This is a genomic window from Halomonas sp. TD01 (assembly GCF_923868895.1).
In the GTDB taxonomy this organism is placed as follows: domain Bacteria; phylum Pseudomonadota; class Gammaproteobacteria; order Pseudomonadales; family Halomonadaceae; genus Vreelandella.
In genome coordinates this window covers 911,038-937,643 of the sequence record NZ_OV350343.1, presented here as the reverse complement: position 1 = coordinate 937,643, position 26,606 = coordinate 911,038, and the positions used below count along the sequence as shown (strand labels likewise).

Annotated in this window: 24 protein-coding genes, 1 tRNA gene and 1 pseudogene; 14 read left to right on the top strand and 12 right to left on the bottom strand. The window is 53.3% G+C overall.

Annotation, left to right across the window (positions count from 1 at the left end; translation table 11 throughout):
- Positions 1 to 40 precede the first annotated feature (40 nt).
- The 10 genes from L1X57_RS04360 to L1X57_RS04315 form a co-directional block, all read right to left on the bottom strand.
- Positions 41 to 622 (bottom strand): hypothetical protein, encoded by a 582-nt coding sequence (locus tag L1X57_RS04360; RefSeq protein WP_009723825.1) that lies wholly within the window; start codon positions 620 to 622, stop codon positions 41 to 43.
- Positions 622 to 1,473 carry a polymorphic toxin type 44 domain-containing protein gene (locus L1X57_RS04355; protein ID WP_009723824.1) on the bottom strand — a complete coding sequence of 284 codons (852 nt, stop codon included), beginning with the start codon at positions 1,471 to 1,473 and terminating at the stop codon, positions 622 to 624. Before L1X57_RS04355 ends, L1X57_RS04360 begins: the two co-directional genes overlap by 1 nt.
- Position 1,474: 1 nt before the next feature.
- Entirely contained in the window at positions 1,475 to 1,960 is a 486-nt protein-coding gene (locus L1X57_RS04350) for a PAAR domain-containing protein (protein ID WP_234667948.1), read from the bottom strand.
- Between the two features lie 301 nt (positions 1,961 to 2,261).
- Entirely contained in the window at positions 2,262 to 2,666 is a 405-nt protein-coding gene (locus L1X57_RS04345) for a universal stress protein (protein ID WP_009723821.1), read from the bottom strand.
- Positions 2,667 to 2,751: 85 nt separating this feature from the next.
- The gene (gene nhaC, locus L1X57_RS04340) at positions 2,752 to 4,230 is read right to left on the bottom strand and encodes a Na+/H+ antiporter NhaC (RefSeq protein WP_009723820.1); all 1,479 of its coding nucleotides are present in this window, start codon (positions 4,228 to 4,230) and stop codon (positions 2,752 to 2,754) included.
- Positions 4,231 to 4,292: 62 nt separating this feature from the next.
- Positions 4,293 to 5,480, bottom strand: coding sequence for an acetyl-CoA C-acyltransferase (locus L1X57_RS04335; RefSeq protein WP_234667946.1), 1,188 nt, complete (start codon positions 5,478 to 5,480; stop codon positions 4,293 to 4,295).
- Complete coding sequence (locus tag L1X57_RS04330; protein ID WP_009723818.1) at positions 5,477 to 6,760, bottom strand: ArgE/DapE family deacylase; 1,284 nt, start codon at positions 6,758 to 6,760, stop codon at positions 5,477 to 5,479. The genes L1X57_RS04335 and L1X57_RS04330 overlap by 4 nt, the downstream gene beginning before the upstream one ends.
- The gene (locus L1X57_RS04325) at positions 6,760 to 7,413 is read right to left on the bottom strand and encodes a 3-oxoacid CoA-transferase subunit B (RefSeq protein WP_009723817.1); all 654 of its coding nucleotides are present in this window, start codon (positions 7,411 to 7,413) and stop codon (positions 6,760 to 6,762) included. Before L1X57_RS04325 ends, L1X57_RS04330 begins: the two co-directional genes overlap by 1 nt.
- Positions 7,403 to 8,104 (bottom strand): CoA transferase subunit A, encoded by a 702-nt coding sequence (locus L1X57_RS04320; protein ID WP_009723816.1) that lies wholly within the window; start codon positions 8,102 to 8,104, stop codon positions 7,403 to 7,405. The genes L1X57_RS04325 and L1X57_RS04320 overlap by 11 nt, the downstream gene beginning before the upstream one ends.
- Positions 8,105 to 8,109: 5 nt before the next feature.
- Positions 8,110 to 9,474, bottom strand: coding sequence for an aminotransferase family protein (locus tag L1X57_RS04315; RefSeq protein ID WP_009723815.1), 1,365 nt, complete (start codon positions 9,472 to 9,474; stop codon positions 8,110 to 8,112).
- Between the two features lie 110 nt (positions 9,475 to 9,584).
- Here L1X57_RS04315 and L1X57_RS04310 point away from each other — a divergent pair, with 110 nt between their 5' ends.
- From L1X57_RS04310 to L1X57_RS04245, 14 genes and pseudogenes are all read left to right on the top strand, one after another.
- On the top strand, positions 9,585 to 10,490 hold the full coding sequence (locus L1X57_RS04310; protein WP_009723814.1) for a LysR family transcriptional regulator: 906 nt from the start codon (positions 9,585 to 9,587) through the stop codon (positions 10,488 to 10,490).
- Positions 10,491 to 10,686: 196 nt separating this feature from the next.
- Positions 10,687 to 11,034 carry a hypothetical protein gene (locus L1X57_RS04305; RefSeq protein WP_009723813.1) on the top strand — a complete coding sequence of 116 codons (348 nt, stop codon included), beginning with the start codon at positions 10,687 to 10,689 and terminating at the stop codon, positions 11,032 to 11,034.
- A gap of 32 nt (positions 11,035 to 11,066) precedes the next feature.
- Positions 11,067 to 12,809 (top strand): VRR-NUC domain-containing protein, encoded by a 1,743-nt coding sequence (locus tag L1X57_RS04300; protein WP_009723812.1) that lies wholly within the window; start codon positions 11,067 to 11,069, stop codon positions 12,807 to 12,809.
- On the top strand, positions 12,806 to 15,124 hold the full coding sequence (locus tag L1X57_RS04295; protein ID WP_009723811.1) for an ATP-dependent DNA helicase: 2,319 nt from the start codon (positions 12,806 to 12,808) through the stop codon (positions 15,122 to 15,124). Before L1X57_RS04300 ends, L1X57_RS04295 begins: the two co-directional genes overlap by 4 nt.
- Positions 15,125 to 15,140: 16 nt before the next feature.
- Positions 15,141 to 15,923 (top strand): annotated as a pseudogene (locus L1X57_RS04290) (TSUP family transporter).
- 277 nt (positions 15,924 to 16,200) lie between these two features.
- On the top strand, positions 16,201 to 17,538 hold the full coding sequence (locus L1X57_RS04285) for a site-specific integrase (protein ID WP_009723810.1): 1,338 nt from the start codon (positions 16,201 to 16,203) through the stop codon (positions 17,536 to 17,538).
- A gap of 359 nt (positions 17,539 to 17,897) precedes the next feature.
- Complete coding sequence (locus tag L1X57_RS04280; RefSeq protein ID WP_009723809.1) at positions 17,898 to 18,899, top strand: restriction endonuclease; 1,002 nt, start codon at positions 17,898 to 17,900, stop codon at positions 18,897 to 18,899.
- 46 nt (positions 18,900 to 18,945) lie between these two features.
- Positions 18,946 to 19,866 (top strand): HNH endonuclease, encoded by a 921-nt coding sequence (locus L1X57_RS04275; protein ID WP_039869365.1) that lies wholly within the window; start codon positions 18,946 to 18,948, stop codon positions 19,864 to 19,866.
- Between the two features lie 94 nt (positions 19,867 to 19,960).
- Entirely contained in the window at positions 19,961 to 20,980 is a 1,020-nt protein-coding gene (locus L1X57_RS04270; protein ID WP_143759764.1) for a helix-hairpin-helix domain-containing protein, read from the top strand.
- Between the two features lie 17 nt (positions 20,981 to 20,997).
- A complete protein-coding gene (locus L1X57_RS04265; RefSeq protein ID WP_009723806.1) occupies positions 20,998 to 21,684 on the top strand; it encodes a hypothetical protein in 687 nt (228 codons plus the stop codon).
- A 73-nt stretch (positions 21,685 to 21,757) separates the two neighbouring features.
- A complete protein-coding gene (locus L1X57_RS04260; RefSeq protein WP_009723805.1) occupies positions 21,758 to 22,204 on the top strand; it encodes a LexA family protein in 447 nt (148 codons plus the stop codon).
- Entirely contained in the window at positions 22,201 to 22,812 is a 612-nt protein-coding gene (locus tag L1X57_RS04255) for a Y-family DNA polymerase (RefSeq protein ID WP_234667943.1), read from the top strand. The genes L1X57_RS04260 and L1X57_RS04255 overlap by 4 nt, the downstream gene beginning before the upstream one ends.
- A 40-nt stretch (positions 22,813 to 22,852) precedes the next feature.
- Positions 22,853 to 24,006, top strand: a protein-coding gene (locus tag L1X57_RS04250) for an IS3 family transposase (RefSeq protein ID WP_143759676.1) whose coding sequence is annotated in 2 segments (ribosomal slippage) — positions 22,853 to 23,096 and positions 23,096 to 24,006 — 1,155 coding nt in all. Because the reading frame shifts where the segments join, the coding sequence is not laid out codon by codon here.
- A gap of 92 nt (positions 24,007 to 24,098) precedes the next feature.
- The gene (locus tag L1X57_RS04245; RefSeq protein WP_009723803.1) at positions 24,099 to 25,001 is read left to right on the top strand and encodes an FRG domain-containing protein; all 903 of its coding nucleotides are present in this window, start codon (positions 24,099 to 24,101) and stop codon (positions 24,999 to 25,001) included.
- A 296-nt stretch (positions 25,002 to 25,297) separates the two neighbouring features.
- On the opposite strand, the gene L1X57_RS04240 is transcribed toward L1X57_RS04245, so the two are convergent.
- Both L1X57_RS04240 and ispB read right to left on the bottom strand, forming a co-directional pair.
- Positions 25,298 to 25,374 (bottom strand) — tRNA-Pro (locus L1X57_RS04240).
- 126 nt (positions 25,375 to 25,500) lie between these two features.
- Positions 25,501 to 26,505, bottom strand: coding sequence for an octaprenyl diphosphate synthase (gene ispB, locus L1X57_RS04235; RefSeq protein WP_009723802.1), 1,005 nt, complete (start codon positions 26,503 to 26,505; stop codon positions 25,501 to 25,503).
- Between the last annotated feature and the right edge of the window lie 101 nt (positions 26,506 to 26,606).

Below are 26,606 nucleotides of genomic sequence, written 5' to 3'. Positions count from 1 at the left end.
TGATGATTTTTAATAAGGTTGAGCACAGCATAGCCAATTGCTAGAGATGCTTACCTGTGCAGAGATACCAATGTGCCAACTCTGTAGTCTCGCAGAATAAATAACCATTTTTTAAGGGGCTGGCTTCTTCGGTGTTTTCGAGGGCATCTACTAACGATGGAATTACCCCCTCCTCAAAATATGCCCCACTAGGAGAGTATCTTAAATACCACCAAGGTGCGTATAATGGAAAGCCGCTTACTTCAAAAGGTCTTTTAATTCTAAAGAAAGCCTCGAAGTAGCAGTCTTGAAAATGACCGCAAACTTTCGTAAAGCTTGCGTTTTTGATATTAAGGGTTGAGTCTTCTATACTTTTTATTGCAGAGCTTGGGATTTGATTTTCTAGTATTGTCGGTTTAGCACGAAATCTACCATCACGTATATACGCCTCGGCATTTCCATTCTCTATGATGATTTTTAATATATCGTTTTTATCTATAAAGTCGAAGATTTTTTCGGCGCTCTTAGTAAGTTTGGGATCAGGGTGGTAGGTCATAACACCATAGATGTAACGCTGCCAGGCAAAAAAAGCAACGCCAACAATTAGGGGTATTATAAAAATCTTACGTCTATAGAATGACATTATTGTGCTGCTCCCTGGCTGTTTTTCAATTTAACTTCTTCCAGCCGCCGTCTGACCCCTTGGCAAGTATGGGGTATTTTGGAGCCCTTTTCCTCTGGATACTCTACTTGAGTGATTTCATTCATTAGTAGAGAGCCCGTTAACTGCTGAGGGGTAAAACGCTCATACAACGATATGCCTAAGTGGACTGAAAGGTAGTCGGTTACATCATCAAAGCGACGAAACCCCTCACCGTTAATATCACTGCGGTCAGTTGGCGATCTACCAAATTTTCTAAAATCATCGAGATACTGCGCCAGACCGGCGCCGTCTAATAGGCTGTCTTCAGAAAAGCCGATGTAGCGGCCAACATAACCGTAGTGAATGTTGGACCAGATATCGTAATAATATTCGTAGCCTTGGTATTTATGGTGATACGGTTCAGTCGTGATACCTAAGGTTGCAAACTGCCTTCCCCTCTCAGGATTCACCCTTGGGTCAAAGTATTGTTTGTGATCCCATACGCCGCCTGGCCTCACCAGTAAAGCCCAGCGGCCAAGTGCCGCTGCTTTTAGTTGCATTTCGATCTGCATAAAATTAGGCCTTGTGACTTCACGAGCAAGGCGCTGAACGATATTGAGTGACTCGCCTTCTCGCTGCCAGCGCTCTATGGCTTCAAGCCCGCTATAGGCGTTCTGCTGCTTTATACGCTGGGCGTCGTCGGATTCAACGTTGGTCTGAATTTCCTCAACGATCCAGGCAGCAACTTCCAGCGCCTGATCTCTATGTGGGCAGGGAACCGTGACGATAAAAGGGTCATCCAGCGTGGCGGGGGTGGTGGTGGTTTGTGCTATATGCTGCCACTGGGCCATTTCAACTGCTCCTGATCAAAACGTCGACGACCTTGGCAGCAAGCTCTGAATCCATCAGGTCTGCTTCCCCTTCGGCGTTGGTTTTCCCCTCGTTTGTTTCTCCACTTTTCAGAACTAACCGATAGAGTTGATTAGCAAGCGGGGAGCCGTATTCATCACGCAAAACAACGCGTCGGTTGTAGCGAGGTGGTTGAATGCCGGGGAGTGACGAGGCGCTTGCCCCGCCTGAAGGTTGGCCAGTGACAGCACTGGAGGCTGCGATTACCGTTCCGCCACATGAAGTTTGACTGCCGTGAATGGCGGCCGCAGCACCTTCAATGGTGTACCAGTCCAAGCCGGTAACGATACTGGCACCACAAGAGCTGCGGTCGCCAACGCGGGCGGCGGGAACGCCGTCAACAAAGGTGGTCGAGGCCGCACTGACAATGCGGTGAGGGCCTCCCTTGCAGGGGCAGGCAACTTGGTCGCCAAGCTTCGCTTGTTCCATGGCAGTATTATCTTCCTGATAAAGCCACTAAAGAATGCTTAAAGTGACTGCTCGTCTGAAGTTTTTAAATGGTTAGAGTGATTTGAGCTGGCTAAATTATCAAGCTAGCATTGGCTGGTAAATACTAAAAAATGTGTAATATTGATACTCTTAGCGTGTGATTAATTATCCATAATAAATAGTAGTTAAGTTTCAAAAGCATAAAAAAAAGGCAATTAATTGCCTGGCTTAAATATTCTTTATGTTTGGTAATAAAGCGCGATGCAACGCACCGCGCTTTTGGCTTTACTTTAGGGGATGTTTACCGAACTACCGTGACAGTACACGCTGCCTGGCGCACAACATTTAAGGCGGTGGAGCCCATAAAGTGGTCAGGGAAGCCGGGGCGGTTAGAGGAAATAATGATGCAGTCGACGCCGTTGCGTTTGGCAAACTTGACCACCTGATGGGCGGCGTTGCCTTCCACAACATGAATCTCGTAGCTTTCGTCGCCAATTTTCTTACGAATACCGTCCTTAATGCGCTGCGCAGTGGTTTCGCGGTAATCACTAGGCAGTGATGGAGCGATATAAGGGGGAATACGCTCCATCACCGAAATGATCTGTATGGTGCTGTCCGCGTCTGCCAGCTTGCGTGCCACGTCGATTTTTTGCAGCACATTGGAGTTATTGTCTGCCGCCGTGGTGATTAGAATATTCTTATACATATTGCGTGCCCTCAGGTTGATAGGCGGTGGTGCGAGGCGACAAAGCGGCCGCCTCTGGCCACGTGTTGGTCTGATAGGTGGCGATCTACTTCGCTAGCTCGGCTTGCGGCTGACTGTCAGTGGGCGACTGGTTATAGGTGTTGACGTCGTTACGCTCGCCTTCACGCCAAATGCAGATATTGAACAGGCCATACAGAATGGCAATCACGGGGGTGATAATGGCGAGGAAGGTCCAACCCATGTAATCCCACGCGGACACACCGAGCACGCCCATGTAGTAAGCACCGCCCAGCCCCCAAGGAACCAGTGGCGACGTGACCGTGGCCGAGTCCTCGCAGGTGCGTGAGCATACTGATGGCAGGATTTTGAGTTTGCGGTAGGCGGGCACGAACATGCGCCCTGGAATAATGATGGCAATATACTGGCTGGCCGAGAACAGGTTGGTGGCTAATGATGAGACAACGTGAGTAACGATTAGCCCGCGTGAATTACTGACCAGTTTGCCCATCTTTTCCAATAACACTTCGAGCATGCGGGTTTTCTCTAGTAGGCCACCCAGGCTAAGCCCGATAAAGCCCAGCGAGATTGTCCACATCATGCCTTGCAGGCCGCCACGGCTGAGTAAGCTATCGACGGCTTCAACACCGGTTTCCGAGACATAGCCGTAGTTCATGTAATTCATCATGCTGCCCAGCCCGACGCCTTGAGTGGCAACGGCGAGTCCCGCCCCTAACAGGCTACCAATCACCATCACCGCAAGGGCATTGATGCGCCGGTAGGCCAAAACAACCACCACCAGTGGCGGCAAGAAGGCGAGCAGCCCCACTGAGAAATTATCGCTGATGCCTGCTAGCAGTTCAGCGGTGCGGGAAATATCAGCCCCTTCGCCGTCAAAGCGCATACCAATAAAAAAGAACAGAATAATGGTAATGATTAGTGCAGGGCCGGTGGTGTAGAACATCGAACGGATGTGGTCGAACAGGTTGGCCTCGGCAACCCCTGCAGCGAGGTTGGTGGAGTCTGATACCGGTGAAATCTTGTCACCAAAGATAGCACCGGAAATAACTGCGCCTGCGGTCATTGCTGGTGAAATGCCTAGCCCGCTGCCGATGCCGATAAAGGCAACGCCGAAGGTGGCGGCAGTGGTCCATGAGCTGCCGGTGACCAGTGATGCAACAGCACACACGATGACGGCCGTGACCAGAAAATAGGAGGGGTTGATCAGTTGAAGACCATAATAAATCAGAGAGGGTATCGTGCCGGAGGCAATCCAGCTGGCAACTAGCACACCGACCATCATCAAGATCAGCATGGGTAGCATGGCGATTTCGCAGCCATACAAGATGCCTTTCTGAACATCCTGCCAGCTGAAGCCGGAATACAGCGCGATGATGGCGCAGACCACAATGGCAAAGATCAGCGAGATATGGGTGACCCAATCTTCGCCGAGGATAAATATCTGCGCAAACATCATGAAGCATAAGAAACCGATGCCAATGATGGCGCCCCAAAACGAGGGTCGTTTGTTTTCGTCGTTCGTTGTTGTTGACGTTGTCGTCGACATTATTGTTCTCCTTATAAGGAGTTAGTGTTATTTGCCGTTTGGTTAAACGGCGTCCAGTTGTCTTAGCGTTCTAAAATGATGGCGATGCCTTGTCCGCCGCCAATACAGGCCGCCGCGCAGCCGTAGCGCTGCTGGCGGGATTGAAGAAGTCGGCCAAGGGTGCCTGCGAGGCGAATGCCGGTTGCGCCTAACGGGTGCCCCAGCGCCATAGCGCCGCCCCAGATATTGACGTTTTCAGGATCAATCGAAAGCTCACCCATGGCATGCAGCGGCACTGCGGCGAAGGCTTCATTGATTTCCCATACGCCGATATCCTGTGGTGTCAGCTGGGCCTGTTTCAGTGCGCGTCGAATAGCGGCGGCGGCTCCGGCCCCCATCTCCTCTGGCTTGACGCCGCAGTCGGCGATGGCCACAACACGCGCCAAGGGACTAATGCCGTGTTGGCGTAGGGCAGATTCAGACATCAGTAGCGTGGCAGCAGCACCCGAGGTTAGCGGCGAGCTGTTGCCTGCGGTCACTACGCCGCCTTGCATAAATACCGGGTCCAGCCCTGCCAAGCGCTCAGCGCTGGTATCCGCGCGGATATTGCTGTCCGCGCTGATCGGTTCGCCCGCCGCGTTGTTCAGGGTCAAACGCTCAGCGTCGAAGTGACCTGCTGCGTTGGCCTTGGCGGCACGCTGGTGGGAACTGAGGGCGAGGGTATCCATCGCCTCGCGCGAAATGCCGGCTGCTTTGGCCAGCCGTTCGGCGGTCAGCCCCATATTGAGCACCACATCCAGCGCCAGCCAGTCGGCTTTTTGCAGTGCTTGAGGGCTGGTCAGCACGCCTTCCTTAAACAGTGCCGGGCCCATGGGCACACGGGTCATGTTTTCCACGCCACCGGCCATGCCAACCTCAACCGCGCCCGACTGAATCTCCCGTGCGGTGCTGCGCAGAGCGGCAAGGCCAGAGCCACATTGCTGATCAATTTGGCGGGTTGCGCAGCCCTGGCCATGTGCTCCCAGCCGCTGGGCAAGCCACAGGGGGTAACGCCCACCAAAGCTCCACTGCTCTTTTACTGGCAGGGCGCAGCCAATGCTCAGGTCTTCCACCACCGCGCCGTCAACGCCGCTACGTGCTAATAAGCCATCGAGCACGCTGGCCAACAGGGCATCGCTGCGGGTATCGGCCCAGGCATCGACCTCGGGTTTGCGGGGGTGTGCGCGGCTGAAGGCGCTGCGCGCATAGTCGGCGAGATACACGTCTCTCATGAAGGAGTCTCCTGGTTGTCTGCCATGCGCGCCCAGCGATGGATGAACAGGGCATAGGTGGTCAGCACGTGGCGGATCGAGTCGATGTTGACGCACTCATCTACGCCGTGAATGCGCTGGGCAATCGGGCCATAGCAGGTGCCGTTGATCTCACCGGAAACGTGGAAGGCCCTCAGGTCAGTGGTGCAGGTGGATAGATAGTGGGCAGGTGGTTCGCCGAGCAGTGCTTCGTGGCACTCCGAGAGAAGCCGGATGCCCGGGGTATCGAGATCGACCACATGCCCTTCGGAACGAAAGCCGTGGAAGCTGATCGTGGGTGGCGGTGTGGCGTCGTCAAGCTCGGCGTGGCGGGTCATCAGGGTGTCGCTGACCCGTTGCATGGCCTCCTCTGGTGACATGCCGGGCGGGAAGCCAACGCGGCCTTCCAGAATGGCGTGGGCCGGTACGCTGGAGGCCCAGTTGCCCGCATCCACGCGGCCAACGCTCAGGTTGAACGGGTGAGGGTGGTCGACGTACAGCGCAGGCCGGGGAAGCTCATTCATTTCCGCTTCCAGCGCCTTCAGCGCGGGCAGGTATTCCTGCAGGGATTCAATCGCATTGCGCCCGGCGCTGGGGTCAAGCACATGGGCGGGTACGCCATCCAGGCGCATCCGGAACCACAGCACACCCACTTGGCCAGCGTAGATCTGAGCGCCGAAAGGTTCCGGTATCAGTACGAAATCACCGCTAAAACCTTGATGCAGGCAGGCCAGCGCACCGTTGCCGGTGCACTCTTCTTCAATCACGGTTTGTAGGGTGAGCGGAAAGTTGATCTCTACCCCCGCCTGACGCACGGCCTCAACTGCCATTACCATGGCAGCAATACCGGCTTTCATGTCGCCCGCGCCACGGCCATACAGCCAGCCATCTTTTTGCCAAGGCTCCCAGGGGGGGCGGGTCCACATATCGACAGGCTCGGCAGGTACTACATCGAGGTGACCGTTGAACACTAAATGTGGTCCTGGCGCGCCGGGGTTAAGGTCTGAAATGACATTGTAGCGGCCAGTACTGGGCCATTCGGTGGGAGCACGATGGGGGTGCTCCTCAAAGCCCGGGGCATCCAATGGCACGCGGGTCACTGGCAGGCCCAGGCGTTCAAGGTGGCGCTCCATGGTGTCCAGCGCGCTCCGTTCCTGGCCGATGACGCTGTAGCCCCGCACCAGATCACTGGTGAGCTCTATCGTGTCGTCCATCAAGGCATTGCAGCAGGCGATAATGCGTTGTTCGGTGGCGTTGAGCATCAGAATCTCCCTAAACGTGATTCATCGATCAGCAGGGTGGCGTCAGTCGCCTCACGCAGCGCTTCAACGCTCAGCCCTTCGGCGATTTCCACGACTTCAAGCCCTTCTGGCGTCACATCCATCACCGCTTTCTCGGTGATAATGCGGGAAATACAGCGGCTGGCGGTCAGGGGGAGTTGGCAGCGGGTCAGCACCTTGGGGTTGCCGTGCTTGTCGTTATGCGAACACAGCACTACCAGCCGGGCCACTTTCTGGGCCAGCTCCATGGCACCGCCAATGCCGGGTGAGAACTTGCCGGGAATTTTCCAGTTGGCCAGGTTGCCCTCCTGGTCCACCTCAAAAGCGCCCATGAAGGTCACGTCCACGCGGCTGCGGCGGATCATGGCGAACGAGGTGGCGCTATCGAACACGCTGGCCCCTGGGCGGGTGGTGATATAGGCGCCGCCGGAATCAATCATGTCGATATCGGGTGCTTCGCCTTCTTGGCGGGGGCGACAGCCCAGCACGCCATTTTCGGAATGCATCAGCACATTGATGTCGTCGGGCAGATAGTGGAACAACCGCGTTGGCAGACCGATGCCCAGATTAACGATCTGGCCGTCGATGACTTCACGGGCGGCGCGGGTCAGCATGCGCTGCTGATCAGAGATCATGGGGGCGAACTCCTTGCTGGCTGGACGAGCGGTCGACCTGCACCACATGACCGACAAAAGCACAGGGCGTATGAATGGTGTCGATAGGCAGGTCGCCGGGTTGGTCGATACGGTAGGTTTGGGCAATCACCCGCTCGGCAGCCATGGCCATTAAGGGATTGAAATTGCTGGCCGTGGCGCGATAGATCAGGTTGCCGTAGCGGTCGGCTCGCTCAGCGTGAATGAGAGCAACATCAGCCTGTAAAGCAGGTTCAATGGCCCAGGTACAACCTTCGATATTGATTTCCTGACGGCCTTCGGCGATTTCCGTACCGATGCCGATATCGGTAAGAAAGCCGCCGTGGCCAACGCCTGCACAGCGGATTTTTTCAGCCAACAGCCCCTGAGGATGAAAAATGACCTCCATCTCGCCAGCATTCATGGCGTCAATGGCTGTTCGGTTGAGGCCTAAGTGAGAGGTGATCAAGCGCTTTACACGGCCTGCCTCAATTAGCTTGCCGATACCGATACCGGGTTCATTGGCATCGTTTTTGATCAGCGTCAGGTTGCGTTGGCCGCTGGCGAGAAGGGCGTCAAGCAACGCAAACGGCGTGCCTGGCGAGCCAAAGCCGCCGACCATGATGGTCGCGCCATCAGGAATATCGGCGATGGCCACGTCAATATCACAGACTTTGTGGTTCAGCAGCGTCATGGCGTTTAGCTCTCACTGATGGGGTGTGTATGTAGTGCAGAAGGCGGCGTGGTAAGCGCTTGATCAAAACGCGCCATGGCGCGTGCTAAACGTTCCAGCAGAACGTCGACTTCTTGGGCCTGAATGGTTAACGGCGGGCAAACCAGGAAGTGATCACCCGCGATACCATCCAGAGTGCGGCGGGGATAGATCAGAAGACCTTCCTGTTTGGCCAATGCGGTGATCTGGGCAAAGCGGTTTTGCTCAGCAGGGAAAGGCTGGCGCGACGCGCCATCGGCGACGAGCTCGATGCCCCATAACAGGCCAGCGCCGCGCACATGGCCGATCCAGTCGTAGCGCTCGGCAAGCCTGCGAAGCCCAGCTTCCAGCTGAGCGCCGCGCTGGCGGGTGTTGTTCAGTAAATCTTCGCGCACAATGGCCTCAAGCACGGCTAGGCCGGTGGCACAGGCTAACGGGTTGCCAGCATAGGTGTGACCGTGTTGGAACCCTCCGCTGGCCATGACCGTTTCGACGATAGCGCTGCGGGCGAGCATCGCGCCAATCGGGTAGTAGCCCGCGCCCAGCCCCTTGGCGGTGACCAGAATGTCCGGCACCACATCGTAATGCTGGCAGGCAAACCAAGTGCCAGTTCGGCCCACGCCGGTGAGCACTTCATCGGCAATCAGCAGGCAACCGAACTCATCGCACAGGGCGCGAATGCCTTGTAGGTAGCGTTTGCCTAACAGCCGTGCACCGGTGCTGGCACCGCCGATGGGCTCCAGTACAAAACCAATCAGTGATTCAGGACCAGCGGCTTCCATGGCGGCGCGGGTCTCTGCCAGGATGCGTTCAACGTGGGTGTCATCATCACACTCTTGATGGCGATAGAAATCCGGCCCCGGCACTTTGATAGACGCATGGGTCATGCTGGTGAACGGCGCTTCCAGCGGCTGATAGCCGGTCATGCCCAGTGCCCCCATGGTGCTGCCATGATAAGACGGACGCAGCGATACAAAGCGCTGGCGCTGAGGCTGGCCAAGGGCGAAAAAGTATTGCCTCGCCAGCTTGAGAGCCGACTCCACCGCCTCGGAGCCGCTGGAGATGAAAAACACCTTGCCGAGTTCACCCTCAAATAGCTCGACCAGCCGATGACCAAGCGCAACGGCGGGGGCGCTTTCAAACTGGGTGCGGTAGGTGAAGGCCACCTTATCCATCTGGGCGAGCATGGCGTCACGAATATCCTGTCGACCATGACCAAGGTTGCAGGAGATAGCCCCAGAGCAGCCATCCAGATAATCCTTGCCCTGGGTATCCCAAAGCATAACGCCATCAGCGTGGCTGACTTCCGGCAGGGCAGGGCCTGCCTGGTAGAACAGCGGAGAGTCGGTCATCACGTTTTCCGTTTTTTATGGTGTGGTGAAAAATCTCCCTTGCAGTCTAGGTAGGCTTGTTACTATATTTCAATATATGATCGTTTTTCGAATATCGATGAGTAAAAGTCATGCCTGAAGTCACCATTAACTCGTTGAAAGCATTAGCAACTTTCAAGACGCTGTATGAAGTAGGTAGCGCTTCAGGGACGGCACGCCTTCTTGGCATGACGCAATCGGGAGTGAGTCGTTCGCTGGCGCAGCTGGAAGAGAACCTGGGGATTCAGCTCTTTCTACGTGAAAAAAACCGCTTGCTAGCAACGCCTGAAGCACGAGAGCTGTACGATGAAATTCTCAGGCTGATGGGCAATATTGAAGAGCTGCGTCATAGCGTGCTGGCGCTAAAGGAGTTTGGTACATCACGCTTGAGAATTGCCGCTATTCCCGGGCTATGTTTTGGCTTTGTGCCTCAGGTAGTGGCTGCGTTACTGGCTGAAAACAGCCGGATCAGTATTAGTCTGGATATGATGTCGAGCCACGATGTACAAACGGCGGTGGAATCAAGCCATGCGGATATCGGCTTTATCACATTGCCAGCGACGTCTCCTCAGCTCTTAACAGAAACACTGTTGGTGACAGAAGCCGTGGCGCTGGTGCCTGACAAGCTTGAACTAGCTACGCGTGAGGTGGTTGAAGTCAGTGATTTACGTGGTCAACATTTAGTGATCAGCAACCAGCCAAGTGTGAGTACGAACCCGCTACTGGAACTTGTCGCTGAGCACGGGGTTAAAATTTCAGGTAAAACGGAAGCTAATATCGGTACCATTAGTGCGTTGGTGGCTAACGAGGTGGGTGTCACGGTGATGAACCCGATTACCGCGAAAGATCAACTGTCGCGCCACGACCATGTCAAGGTGCTGCCTTTTATGCCTGCGTTATCGTTTGGTTTTGGCATTGTTTATCGCCCAGAATGGCATGAGTCTAAAGTGCTGGCGTCGCTTAAACACAAAGCGAAAAAGACGCTAATGAATTACTAACGTTAAAAAATCATTTCGATCGATTAGCAGGTATAGTAGAGGCATAGGACGTTACGTTTTGGATTAGCCAGTAAACGGCGACGATAGCAGTAAGATGACAGTTATCTCAAAATCGGGCAATCTAACGGCCCTTTTTAGCAAGTTCTAATGGGCAAAGCCCATTAAATTTCAATCACCATTCAGCATGGAGTGCAGTGTGGCAGTTTACGGCGGTATTCAGGCGCATGAATTGGAGCGTTGGTTAAATGCATTAACCAACGCAGCCTATGATCGACGCTGCCCACTTTCCAAAGTGCACGGCGGCAACGCCCGTGCCCGCACTGCTCGCCAGGACTTGCTGCATCTCGCCCACGCTTTTCGTAGCGGCGAACGTATTCGCGATGATGTGGCCGCGGGCTTAAGTCGCTGGTGCCAGCATTATCTGACAGAAGCGGAATGGTATGTGCTGGTGGGGGGCCGCAAGCCCGTTGCCCAATCAAAGGCGTCATCTCCTGCTGCCGATGACGATGCGCTGGACGTACTTTATCAACACCGGGTGGGTTAACCTGCTCCATCAAGCACTGTTACAATGGATAAATGAACAGTGCTCCTGTCGCGTCAGCGACCGCCTCCTTAGATGACCCTTTCTATTACCTGACGAATTTTCGTTATGTACTGGCGTGGGTAGAAGCCCGCCACTACGACCTATTAAGTGCTTCCGAACGCGACGCTATTAGTCATTTTGAAACGTTACCCCAAGCCTCCCAGGCGCTATTGGTGCGCATGGTGATGCGCAAAGGGGAGTTGTTTCGCCTGGACAAACTGACCTATGCGGAAATCGGTGATGCCGAGCAGGCCTTGGAACCATTGGTTGCGCTTGGTTGGGTAGATAACGCACCGCAGTTAAACAGCCGCGAACTATTCCGCCTCTTGCGGCTGAGTGAGCTGCGTCAGGCATTGGTAGGTGAAATCACCAATGCAGGCCTAGCGCGCAACAGCACTAAAGGTGCGCTTCAAACGGCATTGGAAGCGTCGCTACAGGCGTCCGCCCCCCTTCAGCAGTGGTGGCCAACGGCGACGACACAAATTGTGCGGCTCACGGTAATGGCGCTTTGCGACCGCCTACGGCTGATGTTTTTCGGCAACCTACGTCAGGACTGGGCAGAGTTTGTGCTGACGGAGCTGGGCCTGCAGCGCTTTGAGCAGGTACCGCTTACTGTGGAGTCGCGCGCGTTCCAAAGCCGCTCTGACGTGACTACTTACTTAACGCTTCACCGCTTGCGCGAACGCTTGGACGACGGCGAGCTGCCGCAAGCGCTTTCCACACAGGTGCCACCTGCTTCCAGCAACCGTTGGTTAGCCTCTCGGCGGGCGCGGCTATTGCTTGCCATTGGCCGCGTGGCCGAGCGTGGCGGTGACGCAGAGTTAGCGTTAACACTTTACGCCGACGCCAATAACAGCGATGCGCGTATTCGCAGGTTGCGCGTGTTAGAGCGTTTGGGCCGTTATTCAGATGCTTATGAACTCACAATCAGCGCGCTGGACGCGCAGCCAAACGAAGCCGAAATCCAAGCGCTCATGCGGCTGTTACCACGCTTGGCACGCAAATTATCCCAACAGGTTGAGGGCTTGGCACGGTCTGATCAACAAGTTGCCCAAGCGCCTACCTATGTGCTTCATTTACCTGGCCCTCAGCCAGTTGAGCGTGCCGTTGCTGACTACATGGCGACCCCTAACGCGCCGGTGTATTACGTTGAAAATGGCCTGCTGACGGGGCTATTTGGCTTACTGCTCTGGCCGGCCATTTTTAAACCGCTGCCAGGGGCGTTTTTTCACCCGTTTCACAGCGGGCCTGCGGATTTATACCGCGAGGATTTTGTCCCTCAGCGCCAGGCCGATATCGACGCCTGCCTGGCCCAGCTGGATGACGGCCGCTATCAGGACACGATCCTTCGCACGTGGCACGCCAAACAGGGCATCGCATCGCCCTTTGTTCACTGGGGAATTGTCAGTGAAGAGCTGCTAACGCTTGCTCTCAGGTGTTTGCCACCTGCCCATTTGCGTGCCTGTTTTATGCGGCTATTAGATGATCTTAAACATAACCGTGCAGGTCTACCTGACCTGATTCAGTTGATGCCGGATGCACCGCCCGGCGAACCACGCTATAAAATGATAGAAGTGAAAGGGCCGGGTGACCGTCTGCAAGATAACCAGTGCCGTTGGATCGACTTTTTTTGCCGCCATGGCATGCCCATTGAGGTGTGCCATGTACGCTGGCAGCCAGCATCTGAAGCACAAGGGCCTGAACCAGAAGGGTCTGAGCGAGAAGATGCCGAATGAGCCGTTACCGGGTAGCGGTGCGCACGCTGTGTGATTTCACTGCACGGGTGGGCGATCTTGACCACCGCTTTACGCCAGCACCCAGCGCTCAGGAAGGCATTGAAGGGCATGTGCTAGTGGCTAGCCGCCGGGGCGAGGATTACCTGGCCGAACTGCCGCTTTCCGGCGAGTATCAGGGGCTTCGCGTGGCGGGCCGCGCTGACGGCTTTGACCCCAGCGCTAACCGTTTGGAAGAGGTCAAAACCTATCGTGGCAATCTAGATCGCATGGCGGCCAATCAGCGTGCGTTGCACTGGGCCCAGGTGAAGATATACGGCGCGCTGCTTTGCGCCGAGCGCCGCCTTGAACGGGTCACGCTGGTGTTAGTGTATCTGGAGATTGCCAGCGGTCAGGAAACGTTGCTTACCCACGAAGCTAGCGCCACCGAGCTGCTGGCGTTCTTTACCGATCAATGCCAGCGCTTTTTGGCCTGGGCAGAGCAGGAGTCTGCTCATCGGCAGCGCCGCGATGAGTGGCTGGCGACGCTGACGTTTCCCTACCCTGACTTTCGCCCTGGGCAGCGCCCGCTGGCGGAAGATGTCTATAAGGCCGCCAGCACCGGGCGCTGCCTACTGGCCCAAGCCCCTACTGGCATTGGCAAAACCCTTGGCACGCTATTTCCGATGCTGACTGCAATGCCCCGTCAGCAGTTGGATAGGGTGGCCTTTCTGACTATGAAAACCCCGGGCCGCCGTGTGGCACTGGATGCGCTGGCGCGTCTCTCTGCCCCCAGTTCATCACCGCCTACTTCATCTTCCCCCACATCGTCTGCGTTTGCTTCGCCGCTGCGCGTGTTGGAGCTGGTGGCTAGGCAAAAAGCCTGCGAATACCCAGGTACCGCTTGCCAAGGCGATGCTTGCCCGTTGGCAGCGGGTTTTTATGACCGCTTGCCTGCCGCTCGTCAAGCCGCGGTGGCACGTCGCTGGCTAGATCGTGACGGACTGCGAGAGGTGGCGCTTGCCCACAGTGTGTGCCCGTATTATCTAGGCCAGGAGCTAGCCCGCTGGGCCGACGTGGTGGTGGGCGATGTGAATCACTGGTTTGATAGTCATGCGCTGCTGCATGGATTGGCTCATGCCAACGACTGGCGAGTTGGTTTATTAGTAGATGAAGCGCACAACTTAGTTGAACGAGCGCGGGGCATGTACAGTGCCGAGCTTTCCCAGCAGCGCTTGAGTCGTCTGCGTCGCCACTCACCTCCCTCGCTTGCTAAACCGCTAGCCCGTGTCGGTAGGCAGTGGCAGGCGCTAACGAAGGCTGTGACCACCGATGCAGCGGCGTCACAGCGTTACCATTTACTTGATGCGCTGCCCAACAAGCTGGTGGCCGCGATGCAAACCTTGGCTGGCGCGATCACCGATTATTTGGTTGAACACCCCGACGCCGCAAGCGTTGAGCTTCAAGAGCTACTGTTTGAAGCGCTAGCCTTCTGTCGTTTGGCGGAGCGGTTTGGTGACCACTCGCTGTGCGACCTTGCCAGTTATGGCCGAGGCGATGCGGTACTTGGGCTGCGCAATGTTATTCCGGCGGATTTTCTGGCGGCACGCTTCAAGGCTGCCAGCAGCGCAGTGTTGTTTTCGGCCACGCTGACCCCTTTTAACTACTACCGCGATTTACTAGGGTTACCGGAAAACAGCGTGTGGCGGGAAGTGGCCTCACCGTTTGCCGCACGCCAGCTGGAAGTACGTATTCGAGCCGATATTTCTACTCGCTATCATCACCGTGAGGCCTCTGTAGCGCCTATTGTGGAAGCCCTGGCCGATCAGTATCAGCGTCAACCTGGCCACTATCTGGCGTTTTTTAGTAGCTTCGCTTATTTGGAGCAGGTGATAACGCAGTTTCAGCACGCACACCCCGCCGTGCCGATGTTTGCCCAAACCCGTGGAATGCAGGAAGCCGAGCGCGACGCCTTTCTGGCGCGCTTTACCCCAGGTGGTAAGGGAGTCGGCTTTGCAGTGCTAGGCGGTGCTTTCGCTGAAGGGATCGACCTTCCTGGCAAGCGTTTAATTGGCGCGTTTATTGCCACCTTAGGCCTGCCGCCGTTTAACGACTTTAACGAAGCGCTGAAAGCGCGCATGAACACCCGTTTCGGCCAGGGCGACGATTATACCTACCGCATACCCGGTATGATCAAAGTGGTACAAGCCGCTGGAAGGGTGATTCGCAGCCCCGAGGATGAAGGGGTTGTGATATTAATGGACGACCGTTTTGCCCAGGCCAAGGTGCGCGCATTGCTGCCACGCTGGTGGGGGCTAACCAACCACGCATCTTCTTAAAGGCCCTGCACGAGCAATGACAGATTTACTCTGGTACCAGTACCTTCTCATCGGACTTATTTTTGCTTGGAGCGGTTTTGTTCGCACTAGCCTTGGTTTTGGCGGCGCCGTGCTGGCGCTGCCTTTTCTGCTGCTGGTGGTAAACGAGCCGCTGGTCTTCCTGCCGATTGTAGCCATTCATCTGCTGATTTTTTCCAGCTAGATTGCCTGGAACGGCCATCGCCAAGTGCAGAAAGCGGGCGTGGGAAGTACGTCGCCGGAAAGTAATATCGATTGGGGCTATTTAACCAAAGCCCTGAAAATCATGATTGTGCCTAAGTTGATCGGGGTGGTGGGGCTGTTAACGCTGCCCACACAGATCATGACCAACATCATTTTCGGCATTGTGATCATTTATGCCATTGGCTATGTGCTGAATAAACCGTTTAGAAGTAACAACAAATACGTCGATATCGTGCTGCTTGCCCTCGGTGGCTATGTCAGTGGCACCTCATTGATTGGCGCGCCGCTGATTGTCGCGGTGTTCGCCACCCACGTTGCTAAAGAGCAGTTGCGCGACACCATGTTTGTGCTGTGGTTTATCCTGGTGGTGATCAAAATGGCGTCGTTCATCATCGCCGGCGTCGACCTCCAGCTGATTCATCAACTATGGCTACTGCCCTGCGCATTTATCGGCCATTTGCTAGGCGAAAAAGCCCACCGCTACATGCTAAAAGCAGACACCGGGCTGTTCTTCCGCGTGCTGGGAGCCGTGCTGATTTTGGTCAGCGTGGTGGGGCTGATTCACCCGCCAGGGTAGGGAGAGAAGCAAACAAAAAACGGCCACTTGCTGTATTAGCTAAGTGGCCGTTTTTCATAGAATTTTTGGTCGGAATAGCAGGATTCGAACCTACGACCTCTGCCTCCCGAAGGATACTTTGGGCCTATTTTGGCGACAGGCCATATCGCCTAAATAGTTGGATAGTTTAAATATTTCATAGGCTTATTCATATACCGCTTCATCACCTTTTTGCTGAGCAATGTGGGTATTTTCCAACGTCTGGAACCTATTTGGAACCTAGAAAAAGGTGACTGCAATGGCTAAAACAACCGCCAGCCTAACCACCCGCACCTTAGATCGTTTGGCCAAGCAGCTGCCTGATGGTAACGAGGTGTGGGATACCGCCTTAGGGGGCTACCACATCCGCTCAGGTAAACGTGGCCTTACCTGTCGACTATCTTATTACAACACCCTTGGTCAGCGTCGTGTACTGACACTTGGCCGTTATGGTGAGATAACCGCTGAAGAAGCACGACAGCTGGCAAAGGAAGCATTGGCTGACATTGCACAGGGTAAAGATCCTCGTGCTATTGCTGAACAAACGAGGCTTGATCATCAGCTCCAAGAACAGCAAACGTTGCGTTCCTACCTAAAAGGCCCCTATGCCGCTTATCAAGGCCGAAAGAAGGGTGGCCAAGCTACCTTAAACCGACTTCATAAGGCTTTTGCAGACTGGCTTGATAGGCCTATGGGTAGCATTACACGTGCGGATATTGAGCGGTGGCAGGCTGACCAAGAGGCCATTAAACCAGTGAACTCCACTAGCAAAGCACCTACCAAACCACGCGCCTTCTCTACCATGAAGCGTGACTTCGGGGCGCTCCATACATTGCTGGCTCACGCCGCTGACCGGAAAGTCATTCCTTTCAATCCAGTAGCGGGCATAAAGCTGCAGAAGCCCGCGCTAACAGAGCAAGAGCTAGCAGATGCCGGTGTTGAGCGGCGCTATCTGGAGCCAGAAGAAGTAGAAGCACTCTTTCTGGGGCTAGAGCGTTATCAGGAAGAAAAGCGTAAGCAGAGGCGTAGCAGCCGGGCACATGGCAAAGCCTACCTGCCTGACCTGGATAAGGTAGCGTACGCAGATCATGTGAAGCCCTGGATACTCTTCATGTATTACACAGGCTTTCGACCAGGTGACATAGCGGGCTTACGTTGGGAGCACGTCAACCTGCCTTTCAAGACAGTTAGAAAAACGATAGAGAAAACAGCGCACCAACGTCCAGAGCCACAGACTTTCCCGCTCTCTACGCCAGTTATTGAGGTGCTTGCAACATGGCACCAACAACAAGGCAAGCCCAAAACAGGGTGGGTATTCCCTAACCCGATTACGGGTAAGCGGTTTGATAGAACGGCGATGCAAAAACCATGGGCTAAGGTCAGGGCATTTGCCAAGCTACCCAGCGGCTTGGTGCTCTACACCTTGCGTCACAACTTTGCGTCTCAGTTGGTGATGGCAGGTGCTGACCTGCTAGCAGTCTCTAAGCTGATGGCTCACAGTGATATTCAGACCACGATTAAGCACTATGCACACCTCAGGCCAGACCATACCCGTAACATTGTAGAAGCGTTTGCCACTAGGTACTTCGCAACATAGAACCCTGAATAATATTGCCTCTGATACGGCTTTAAAAGCCCCTATTTATTTTAGCGCGCATAACGGTGGCCATGTGTAGGGAGCTTGGTTTCAAGTGTAGGGAGTTAGTGTGGTTGTGTAGGGAGCTAGCACAGTTGTGTAGGGAGCTAACTAGCTAGCTTTTTAAGAATGCTTTAAATTGATCAAAGAGCAAGTCAAGCTGAATAGCTGGTCAGAATGGTTTTATGCTGCGATACGCAAAATTGACCCTTTCTAGGCCAAAAATCAAAAATATAGAGCGGCAGTCTCTGAATAAGCCTTAACCTTCTTGGGCAGGCTTGTGATCGTTACGTATACTCCCAAAATTTAAGGTTCTAACTATGCCCCAGGGTTGGATGATTCGTGCAGGTGAAGGTGGTCGGCTGTTTGATTTATTTGAGTCACGCAGCTGTGTTGCCGTTGGGTGGAATGCCCTTGGCCACCTAAGCCAATACCATTCGAATCAAGAGTTACGTCACGCCTATATTGAACATCATGGAAATGCTAAGCCAGGTAGAACAGCTAATGCTGTGGCCATGATTCGTAAGTTCTTTGATGCAATCAAACCAGGTGACATAGTCGTCACTTACAGTCCAGAGCTAAGAGAGTACTTGGTCGGTATAGACCAAGGGCAGTATGAGTTCCTAAGCAGCGATTATCAGGTAGAAGACTATGCCCATGTTCGTTGGGTGAAGTGGGAAGGGAAGGTATCTCGTGATGTTCTGACCCAGTCCACACGCAACTCGCTTGGTTCTACCCTTGCCTTATTCAGCTTATCAGATGCGATTATCAATGAAATGCGTGCTGCCCTAGAGGGCAAGCAACCTGCACTTTCTCAGGAACCAGAAGAAGTAGAGGCAGACTTTGTTCAGCTTAGTGAACATATCCGTGCCCAAAGCCATGAGCTAATCAAAGACCGGATCTTGCAGCTTACTCCTGAAGATATGGAGCACTTTGTTGCTGCTATCCTGCGAGCGATGGGTTATCGCACCAAGGTATCACCTCGTGGCCCTGATAGAGGTGTAGATGTGGAAGCATCTCCTGATGGGCTAGGACTTACAAAGCCGCATATTAAAGTTGAGATCAAGCACCGTAGTGGAAGCATGGGTTCAACATTGCTTCGCAGCTTTATCACTGTGGTCAGAAGCGGTCAGAACGGTATCTTTGTAAGTACGGGTGGCTTTACCCGCGAAGCCAGGTATGAAGCTGAGAGAGCGCCTAACCCGATCACACTGGTAGACCTTGATGACTTAGCCAACTTGGCAGTCGACAACTACCAAAATTTTGATACTGAAGGTCGTGCTTTGTTGCCGCTGATGCATGTCTATTGGCCAGCTGATTAGCTGCATCATTAACCCATGTTGTGCTGGTGCCTATGGAGATGATCCTGTGAAATATTGGGTTGGAGTCACTGACAATCGATGGTTTTCTAACCTTCAGGATAAAGGACTTGATGAAGTTAATTTTTGGCAGCCAAGTGCAACGCCATTATTTAAACGGCCCCCAGCCGGAATGCCGTTTCTGTTTAAATTGAAGCGGCCCTATAACCATATCGCGGGTGGAGGCTTTTATGTCACAACATCAGTCCTTCCTCTGCACCTAGCGTGGGAGGTGTTTGGTGAGAAGAACGGAGCCAGTTCACTAGCTGAGTTCAGCAAGATGGTTGGGGCGTTAAGAGGACATGACCTGTCTAGGGATGTTGGATGTACCGTGCTCGCCAATCCCTTTTTCTTTCCTCAAAATCAATGGCTGGAGAAGCCGCCAGAGTGGTCACCTAATATCGTGCGTGGTAAGCACTACGATACAGGTGAATTTAGCGGCGCTTTCATTTGGCGACACTTTCGTGAAGTTATGGAGACCCAGGCCAAAGAGGATAGCCCCCAGGGGGATGCTGAAATTCTTGGTGGCTATGGAGAAGAAAAGACATATCAACCACGCATCGGCCAGTCTTCTTTTCGTGTAATGGTCACCGATGCCTACCGACGGCGTTGCGCGATGACGGGTGAAAATACCTTAGTGACACTAGAGGCAGCGCACATTAAGCCATTTGCCCAAGAAAAAAAGCACGACGTGCGGAATGGTCTACTACTCCGAGCCGATTTTCATCGCCTCTTTGATACGGGGTTAGTAGGCATAGATCCTGACTACAAAATTCGCATCAGCCCTAAAATCCACGAGCTGTATTTTAACGGCAAAGCCTACTATCGACTGGATGGTAAAGAGCTGACCGTACTTCCACATGAGGCTGAACTGAAGCCAGATCGTGAAAAGCTGGATTGGCATATGCAGCACTGCTTCCAGGCTTCATAGCTCTACTATTCATCAAATCAAGTGATGAACCAAGCATTTATAAATTTAGGGATAGCTTGTGAGATTTTTATTCTGTGCCCTCGCCGTAGCCCTGATGCTTCCTTCAGCAGCATTCGCAAACATAATTATTGGTAGTTGGAATATCCAGAACCTTGGCTGGGACAACAACAAACGCTATGACAAGGTCGCTCATATAGCCAATCACTTTGACGTACTAGCGATCCAGGAATTAATGAACGAGGAAGCTTTGGAGCGTCTTGAGGCTGAATTAGAAGCTGCTAGTGATGAAAGCTGGTCGAGCATGGCCAGCCACGCGCTTGGTCGCTCCACTTATAGAGAACACTATGGGTTTGTGTGGCGTGACTCTGCCGTATCCTATGACTCCGGTGCAGTAGTGTATATCGACAGTCGAGATGTGTTTGCTCGGGAGCCGTTTTCTGCCAAATTCCGCAGTGATAGAACAGGCCAGCAGTTTGCCCTTGCTAACGTACATATTACCTACGGTCGAAGCATTGGTGACCGTTTACCGGAAATTGAAGCACTTGCAAGCTATTGGCAGTGGTTGGAAGAGGTATACCCAGATACGCCGCGCTTACTTGTTGGTGATTTCAATCTCAGGCCTTCCCACAATGGCTGGGAGCCGCTGAAGACACTTGGTGCTATACCTGCGATTACTGCCGGAGCCACAACACTGGGTACATCCGAAGGTGTGTGGAGCAACCTCTATGACAACTTTTGGAAATCCCCAGGACAGTTAAATATTACGAGTCGTGGAATTGTTCAGTTTCCTGAGTTGCTAGAAGCAGATCATGTGACGGCCCGAAGCATTGTGTCGGATCACGCTCCTGTCTGGTTGGCATTGGGCACAGCTGAATTACTGCTATCCTCTTTCGTTGGTGGGGCTTATGAAGCAGCTAATGACCCTATCTATTGCATTGACCTTAACGAAGCCACTGCTGAACAACTAACCGAGCTACCGAATGTTGGCCCGGTTAGAGCCGAACAGATTATTGAAATGCGGCCTTGGACAAATGCAGATGAGCTTTCGCAGGTAAGTGGGCTAGGTGTGGCTAGCGTAGAAACTATTAAAAACAGCGGGCTGGTTTGCCCCTAAAAGAAAGGAGCAAGGGAATGAAGTGCTGGATCACCACTGCAGCGTTAGCAAGTGCTTCGCTTATTGCCGTGCCGATAGCGGTGGCCAATGATGATACTCGTCTATTCCAGGACTGGCATTACGGCCAGCATATCGATGAGTTTCCTCGGAGCCAGGGGTACTACGACTGTACGTCTGATCTAGGGGAGTATGCGTTATGCCACGATGACATTACCTTTCTGCAGCGCTCCTTTCAGGGGCAGCTCATGTTTAATGACGACGACACGCTGATGTACACCAGCGTTGTGGCAGATTATAGCGATGACTTGTATGCCACACTTATAGGTGCGCTTGTACGTAGTTTTGGGTTGGTATTCGCTGAGGGTAACACCGGTACGTTCGACATGGTGGCACATGCTAGGAATGGTACTTACCAGGATGAAGCCAGCTTATTATCAGATATTGCGGCTTTCGAAAGGGAGCAGCTGAGGTCGGGATACTTTGGTGCGTCATTAGTCGAGCAAGAATATCTTGATAGTATGCGGGACTACTCTGATGCCGAAGAGTTTTTAGTAGGCATGCCATCAGATGCACGTGCAGTTGATGTATATGTGTACGAGGATGAATATTGGGGGCCTACCCTGTCAGCCTCTTTTTTCCTTCCAGGTCAGCATCTTAATCGGCTTAAAGATAAAGCAGGCCAAGCGCCGATAGAAGACTTCTAACGACAAGCCTTGCACATTTGGCTCTCTATAAAGATACTGTTTTTCTATACAGTAATTATGGAGGGCCATACTCATGTCACTTACTGCTTCATTTGTCGGAAAAGCCGATCCTCTGGCTGGATTCCAGCCACTTCCTATGTTCACGAGCGCTGTTAGGGCTGGCTTTCCTTCACCTGCTGATGATCACCTCGATACAGAGCTAGACCTGCACAGCTATGTAGTGAAGCGCCCAGCAGCTACTTACTTCGTGCGTGCCGAGGGCGACTCTATGATTGGTGACGGTATTCATCATGGTGATTTGCTTGTCGTGGATAGAAGTCTGGAAGCCCTGCCAGGTCGTATTATCGTCATCGCTGTAGATGGTGAACTCACCGTCAAAAAGCTAGATCGAATTGGCCAACGCACCTACCTCAAAGCCAGTAATCCTGCCTACAAGCCTATTCCCTTGGATGGTCGTGAATCTCATGTATGGGGCGTCGTTACAGATGTAATTCATAACGTGTTGAGGTCATTACCGTGATAGCGCTGGTGGACTGCAATAACTTCTACGTTAGCTGTGAAAGGGCTTTCAATCCTCGATTAGAAGGCCAGCCAGTCGGTGTGCTATCGAATAATGATGGATGTGTTGTCGCTCGCTCTAATGAGCTAAAAGCCCTGGGAGTTAAAATGGGCACGCCTATGCACCTGTTGCCTCCCCATGTACGTCGGCAAACAGTTCTGCTCTCTAGTAACTATGCCCTTTACGGCGATATGTCCCGACGCATCACAGAGGTATTGGCTGAGTTCTCACTTCATGTAGAGGTGTACTCAATCGATGAGTGTTTTGTCGGTTTCCAGGGCTTTGAACTAGACACTCTAGAAGAAAGAGGGCAACGTCTACGCAAGACTGTGCGGCAGTGGACAGGGATACCCGTGTCGGTTGGTTTTGCCCCCACACGAGTGCTGGCCAAAATAGCGAACCATGCTGCTAAGAAAAACGCTGCTTTCAAAGGTGTCTGCAAGCTTGAAGCCAATAGCCCCATGACCAAAGCAATCCTAACGCAGTTGCCGGTAACAGAGTTATGGGGGATAGCACACCGGACAGGGGAGCGCTTAAAAGTGATGGGTGAATCGCCCCAGGTTTCATAGACACCTCCAGGCCCTATACTAAAGGTATCTAGGAGGAACCATGAGCCATCCCCGCTACACTGAAGAATTCAAAATCGAAGCCGTCAAACAAGTGGTAGAGCGCGGCCATCGCGTGGCCGAGGTCGCTGAGCGGCTAGGCGTGTCAGGTCACAGCCTGTACAACTGGATTAAGCGATACGATAAGCCGGTAGAACAACGGCAAGAGGATGATGATCTCCAAGCTGAAAACCGTCGTTTGAAGGCCGAACTCAAACGCGTATTAGAAGAGCGAGACATATTAAAAAAGGCCACCGCGTACTTCGCCAGGGAGTCCGACTGAGGTACGCGTTTATTCAAAATTATTCGAGCCAATATTCGGTACGTCGCTTGTGTCAGATGATGGCAGTGCACCCCAGCGGTTACTACGCATGGTGTAAAAAAGCGCTCTCTAATCGAGCGCGGGAAGATGAGCGCTTGCTGGGATTGATCAAGCACTCCTGGCTTGAAAGCGGCGGTGTATATGGCTATCGCAAGGTCTACCAGGACTTGCGTGAAGCTGGCGAAGCTTGTGGGAAGCACCGTGTGGCGCGTCTTATGAATAGGGAAGGTTTACGCTCTCAGACGGGCTATCGACGACGCCCTGGCGGCTATGGCGATGGGAAACCGACTGCCGTATCCCCTAACCATTTAGACCGTCAGTTTGAAGTAACAGCGCCAAATATTGCTTGGGTGACGGACATCACGTACATCCGCACTTACGAAGGCTGGCTTTACCTATCGGTAGTTATCGACCTGTTTTCCCGTCAAGTGATTGGCTGGTCGATGAAGTCTCGCATGACTACGGAGTTGGCACTGGATGCTTTGTTATCAGCAGTCTGGCGACGCAAGCCACAAGGAACGGTGATGGTGCATTCGGATCAAGGGAGCCAGTTTAGCAGTGGAGACTGGCAAAGCTTTCTGAAAGCGAATTGCTTGGTAGGCAGTATGAGCCGACGTGGTAACTGTCATGACAACGCCGTTGCTGAAAGCTTCTTTCAACTTCTCAAGCGGGAGCGAATCAAGCGACAGATTTATTCAACACGCGAAGCGGCTAGACGTGACGTGTTCAATTACATTGAAATGTTTTACAACCCAAAGCGCCGACACGGCACAAGTGATAACTTGTCACCGGTTGATTATGAAAGGCGTTACTTTAAGAGCCTAACGGGTGTCTAAAATATCCGGGGCGATTCAGTGTCCAGGTTCAGCTAGGGCGTGGCAGCGAAGTCAACTGGGTTGTCCTGGCCCTGACATGTAGGAGTAACAGAGTGTCCCGCGATTATACTTCCGGCTTTCAAGAATATACCTTCACGACTGCACGAAAGTTTTTGGATTATCTCAACCCTCTCGAGACAGATCGTTGGAATCCAGATATACACATCTTCCGTGGCCAGCCCGACGTAAATTTTAATCTTGTGCCTTCTGCGCATCGGCTTGAGGGAGATATCACCGCATCAAATTTTTATGGCGATCATGATATTAATCCTGACCAACAGCTGACTTTCGAGAGGACGGTTCTCCTAGCTTTTCTTGAATCCTGTGATAAGGCTGGGCTGCAAGTGCCAGGCGATTCTGTTTCCGTGCGTAGACTCCTAAGCCAGCAAACTCTTGCTGCAACTCGAGATTGGCCGCCTACAGAAGTGTATCAAGTCCTTGCTTTTGCGCAGCATCACGGAGTGCCTACCTGCCTTCTGGACTGGACACGGAGCCCTTATGTAGCAGCTTACTTCGCTGCCTCATCAGCGTTATCCAACCTTAAGGAAGAACTCGAGGGCTACCTCGCGGTATGGGCGCTTAGTTCCCGCTGTAGAGAAGTGGAAGTGATCAAGACACCTGGGGGCGTGAGCCCTTACCTAGCGGCACAGTCAGGCCTATTCACAGTTTCGCGTATTACCGGTTCGGGTACGGGGAATGACGTGTTCATGGCAAGTACCCTGGATGGAAGTGCAGATCGGTTAACCGGGCCTGACGCTCCATTTCATCTACAGCGCCTGAGGCTACCTAAATCAGAAGCACCACAGCTACTATCAGGATGCGCTCTATTAGGCGTCACAGGGTCTGTTCTCTTCCCAGGGTATGAGGGCATTGCTAAGGGAGTAACAGACTGGGCGAGAGTTCAGCACAAACATCCTGGGCCCGTTCAAGATTCGTTGCGATCGCTTCTTGGATGAGCCAGTACCAATCATCAAGCCAAATGTGAAATGTCCCATGAGGCTTTTTCTGTGCCAATTCTAGCGCGAGCTTACACACTCAAAATTAGATAAGATTTAATTACACCAAATAATGGTCGCATAGATAGATTAGTTTAGTGCTATGGCCAACGGGAACTTATATGCTGGGAGAGCTCAGCAAAAATCTGATGAAACCGTAAATTATGACACTTGGAACCTATATGGAACCTAGCAGCCACCCAACCAAAAACGGCCACTAGCTGTATTAGCTAAGTGGCCGTTTTTACTGAATTCTTTGGTCGGAATAGCAGGATTCGAACCTACGACCTCTGCCTCCCGAAGGCAGCGCTCTACCAAGCTGAGCTATATTCCGAACGTTGTTGCAACAATGTTGCTGAAAGCGTGCTGAGCAGTGCTTAACAACGGAGCGAATCATACGCAGGCGAAGGGTTTTTTTCAAGTCCCTTTTTACGCGTTGGGCTGCTTTGTTGCGCAGACTTTATGCTTTGCGATCAACCGCTAACCGAGCGATGTTAGCCATGCTATCGCGGTAGGGGCTGGGTGGCAGGGTATCAAGTTCGGCCAGGGCTTTATCGGCCATCTCAACGGCGCGCGCGCGGGTGTATTCTAGCGCGCCAGTGGCGTTGATGATCTCAAGCACGTCGTCGAGCTGTTCTAGCCCGCCTTTGCGAATTACTTGGCGGATTAGCTTGGCTTGTTCAGGTGTGCCGCGTTCCATGGCGTGAATCAGTGGCAGGGTCGGTTTACCTTCTGCCAAGTCGTCGCCAACATTTTTACCCATGGCCTCGGCGTCGCCTTGGTAATCCAGCAGGTCGTCGATGAGCTGGAAAGCGAGGCCTAAGTAGCGGCCGTAGTACTGCAGGGCGCGCTCTTGCTCAGCGGTGGCGTCGCCAAGCACGGCACCGCTGTGGGAGGCGGCTTCAAACAGCATCGCTGTTTTACCTTGAATGGTTTCAAAGTAATCCGCTTCAGAAATGCTGGGGTTACCGATATTGGTGAGCTGCAGTACTTCGCCTTCGGCAATGACGCAGGTCGCGCCGGATAGAATCGCCATAATGCGCATCGATCCTACGTCCACCATCATTTGAAACGAGCGCGAATAGAGGAAGTCTCCCACCAGCACGGATGGTGCGTTGCCCCAGGCATCGTTGGCGGTTTTTTTGCCACGCCGCATGTGCGATTCATCGACCACATCGTCATGCAGCAACGTGGAGGTGTGCATAAATTCGATCAGCGTGGCCAGGGTGATGTGTTTGTCGCCCTCATAGCCCAGTGCTCGGGCAGCCAGCAGTACGAGTAAAGGGCGCAGGCGCTTGCCGCCGCTTTCAATAATATATTGGCCGATGGTTTCTACCAGCGGCACCTTGGAATTCAGCTGCGCGACAATGGTGCGGTTTACGGCGTCAAAGTCATCGGCCACCACGGCGTGCAGCGGTGAAGGCGTTGGGCTGGCAGGCGGGGTTTGAGAGACGTTGGCTGTCATGGGTTCCGTTCATCGCGGGGGTGAGATAATTGGAGCCATGCTATGGGGCTGTCTGTGAGGCGTCAAGGTAGCGATAGACGTTCGTGGTACGGTACGTGATT

What these genes read in the sequence shown, in the direction of transcription:
- L1X57_RS04350 (WP_234667948.1), bottom strand. Translation starts at nt 1,960, where the DNA reads ATGGAACAAGCGAAGCTTGGCGACCAAGTTGCCTGCCCCTGCAAGGGA.
- nhaC (WP_009723820.1), bottom strand. Translation starts at nt 4,230, where the DNA reads ATGTCGACGACAACGTCAACAACAACGAACGACGAAAACAAACGACCC.
- L1X57_RS04300 (WP_009723812.1), top strand. Translation starts at nt 11,067, where the DNA reads ATGAACAGTGCTCCTGTCGCGTCAGCGACCGCCTCCTTAGATGACCCT.
- L1X57_RS04315 (WP_009723815.1), bottom strand. Translation starts at nt 9,474, where the DNA reads ATGACCGACTCTCCGCTGTTCTACCAGGCAGGCCCTGCCCTGCCGGAA.
- L1X57_RS04260 (WP_009723805.1), top strand. Translation starts at nt 21,758, where the DNA reads ATGTCACTTACTGCTTCATTTGTCGGAAAAGCCGATCCTCTGGCTGGA.
- L1X57_RS04280 (WP_009723809.1), top strand. Translation starts at nt 17,898, where the DNA reads ATGCCCCAGGGTTGGATGATTCGTGCAGGTGAAGGTGGTCGGCTGTTT.
- L1X57_RS04265 (WP_009723806.1), top strand. Translation starts at nt 20,998, where the DNA reads ATGAAGTGCTGGATCACCACTGCAGCGTTAGCAAGTGCTTCGCTTATT.
- L1X57_RS04360 (WP_009723825.1), bottom strand. Translation starts at nt 622, where the DNA reads ATGTCATTCTATAGACGTAAGATTTTTATAATACCCCTAATTGTTGGC.
- L1X57_RS04320 (WP_009723816.1), bottom strand. Translation starts at nt 8,104, where the DNA reads ATGACGCTGCTGAACCACAAAGTCTGTGATATTGACGTGGCCATCGCC.
- ispB (WP_009723802.1), bottom strand. Translation starts at nt 26,505, where the DNA reads ATGACAGCCAACGTCTCTCAAACCCCGCCTGCCAGCCCAACGCCTTCA.
- L1X57_RS04325 (WP_009723817.1), bottom strand. Translation starts at nt 7,413, where the DNA reads ATGATCTCTGATCAGCAGCGCATGCTGACCCGCGCCGCCCGTGAAGTC.
- L1X57_RS04330 (WP_009723818.1), bottom strand. Translation starts at nt 6,760, where the DNA reads ATGCTCAACGCCACCGAACAACGCATTATCGCCTGCTGCAATGCCTTG.
- L1X57_RS04310 (WP_009723814.1), top strand. Translation starts at nt 9,585, where the DNA reads ATGCCTGAAGTCACCATTAACTCGTTGAAAGCATTAGCAACTTTCAAG.
- L1X57_RS04355 (WP_009723824.1), bottom strand. Translation starts at nt 1,473, where the DNA reads ATGGCCCAGTGGCAGCATATAGCACAAACCACCACCACCCCCGCCACG.
- L1X57_RS04285 (WP_009723810.1), top strand. Translation starts at nt 16,201, where the DNA reads ATGGCTAAAACAACCGCCAGCCTAACCACCCGCACCTTAGATCGTTTG.
- L1X57_RS04345 (WP_009723821.1), bottom strand. Translation starts at nt 2,666, where the DNA reads ATGTATAAGAATATTCTAATCACCACGGCGGCAGACAATAACTCCAAT.
- L1X57_RS04270 (WP_143759764.1), top strand. Translation starts at nt 19,961, where the DNA reads ATGCTTCCTTCAGCAGCATTCGCAAACATAATTATTGGTAGTTGGAAT.
- L1X57_RS04295 (WP_009723811.1), top strand. Translation starts at nt 12,806, where the DNA reads ATGAGCCGTTACCGGGTAGCGGTGCGCACGCTGTGTGATTTCACTGCA.
- L1X57_RS04335 (WP_234667946.1), bottom strand. Translation starts at nt 5,480, where the DNA reads ATGAGAGACGTGTATCTCGCCGACTATGCGCGCAGCGCCTTCAGCCGC.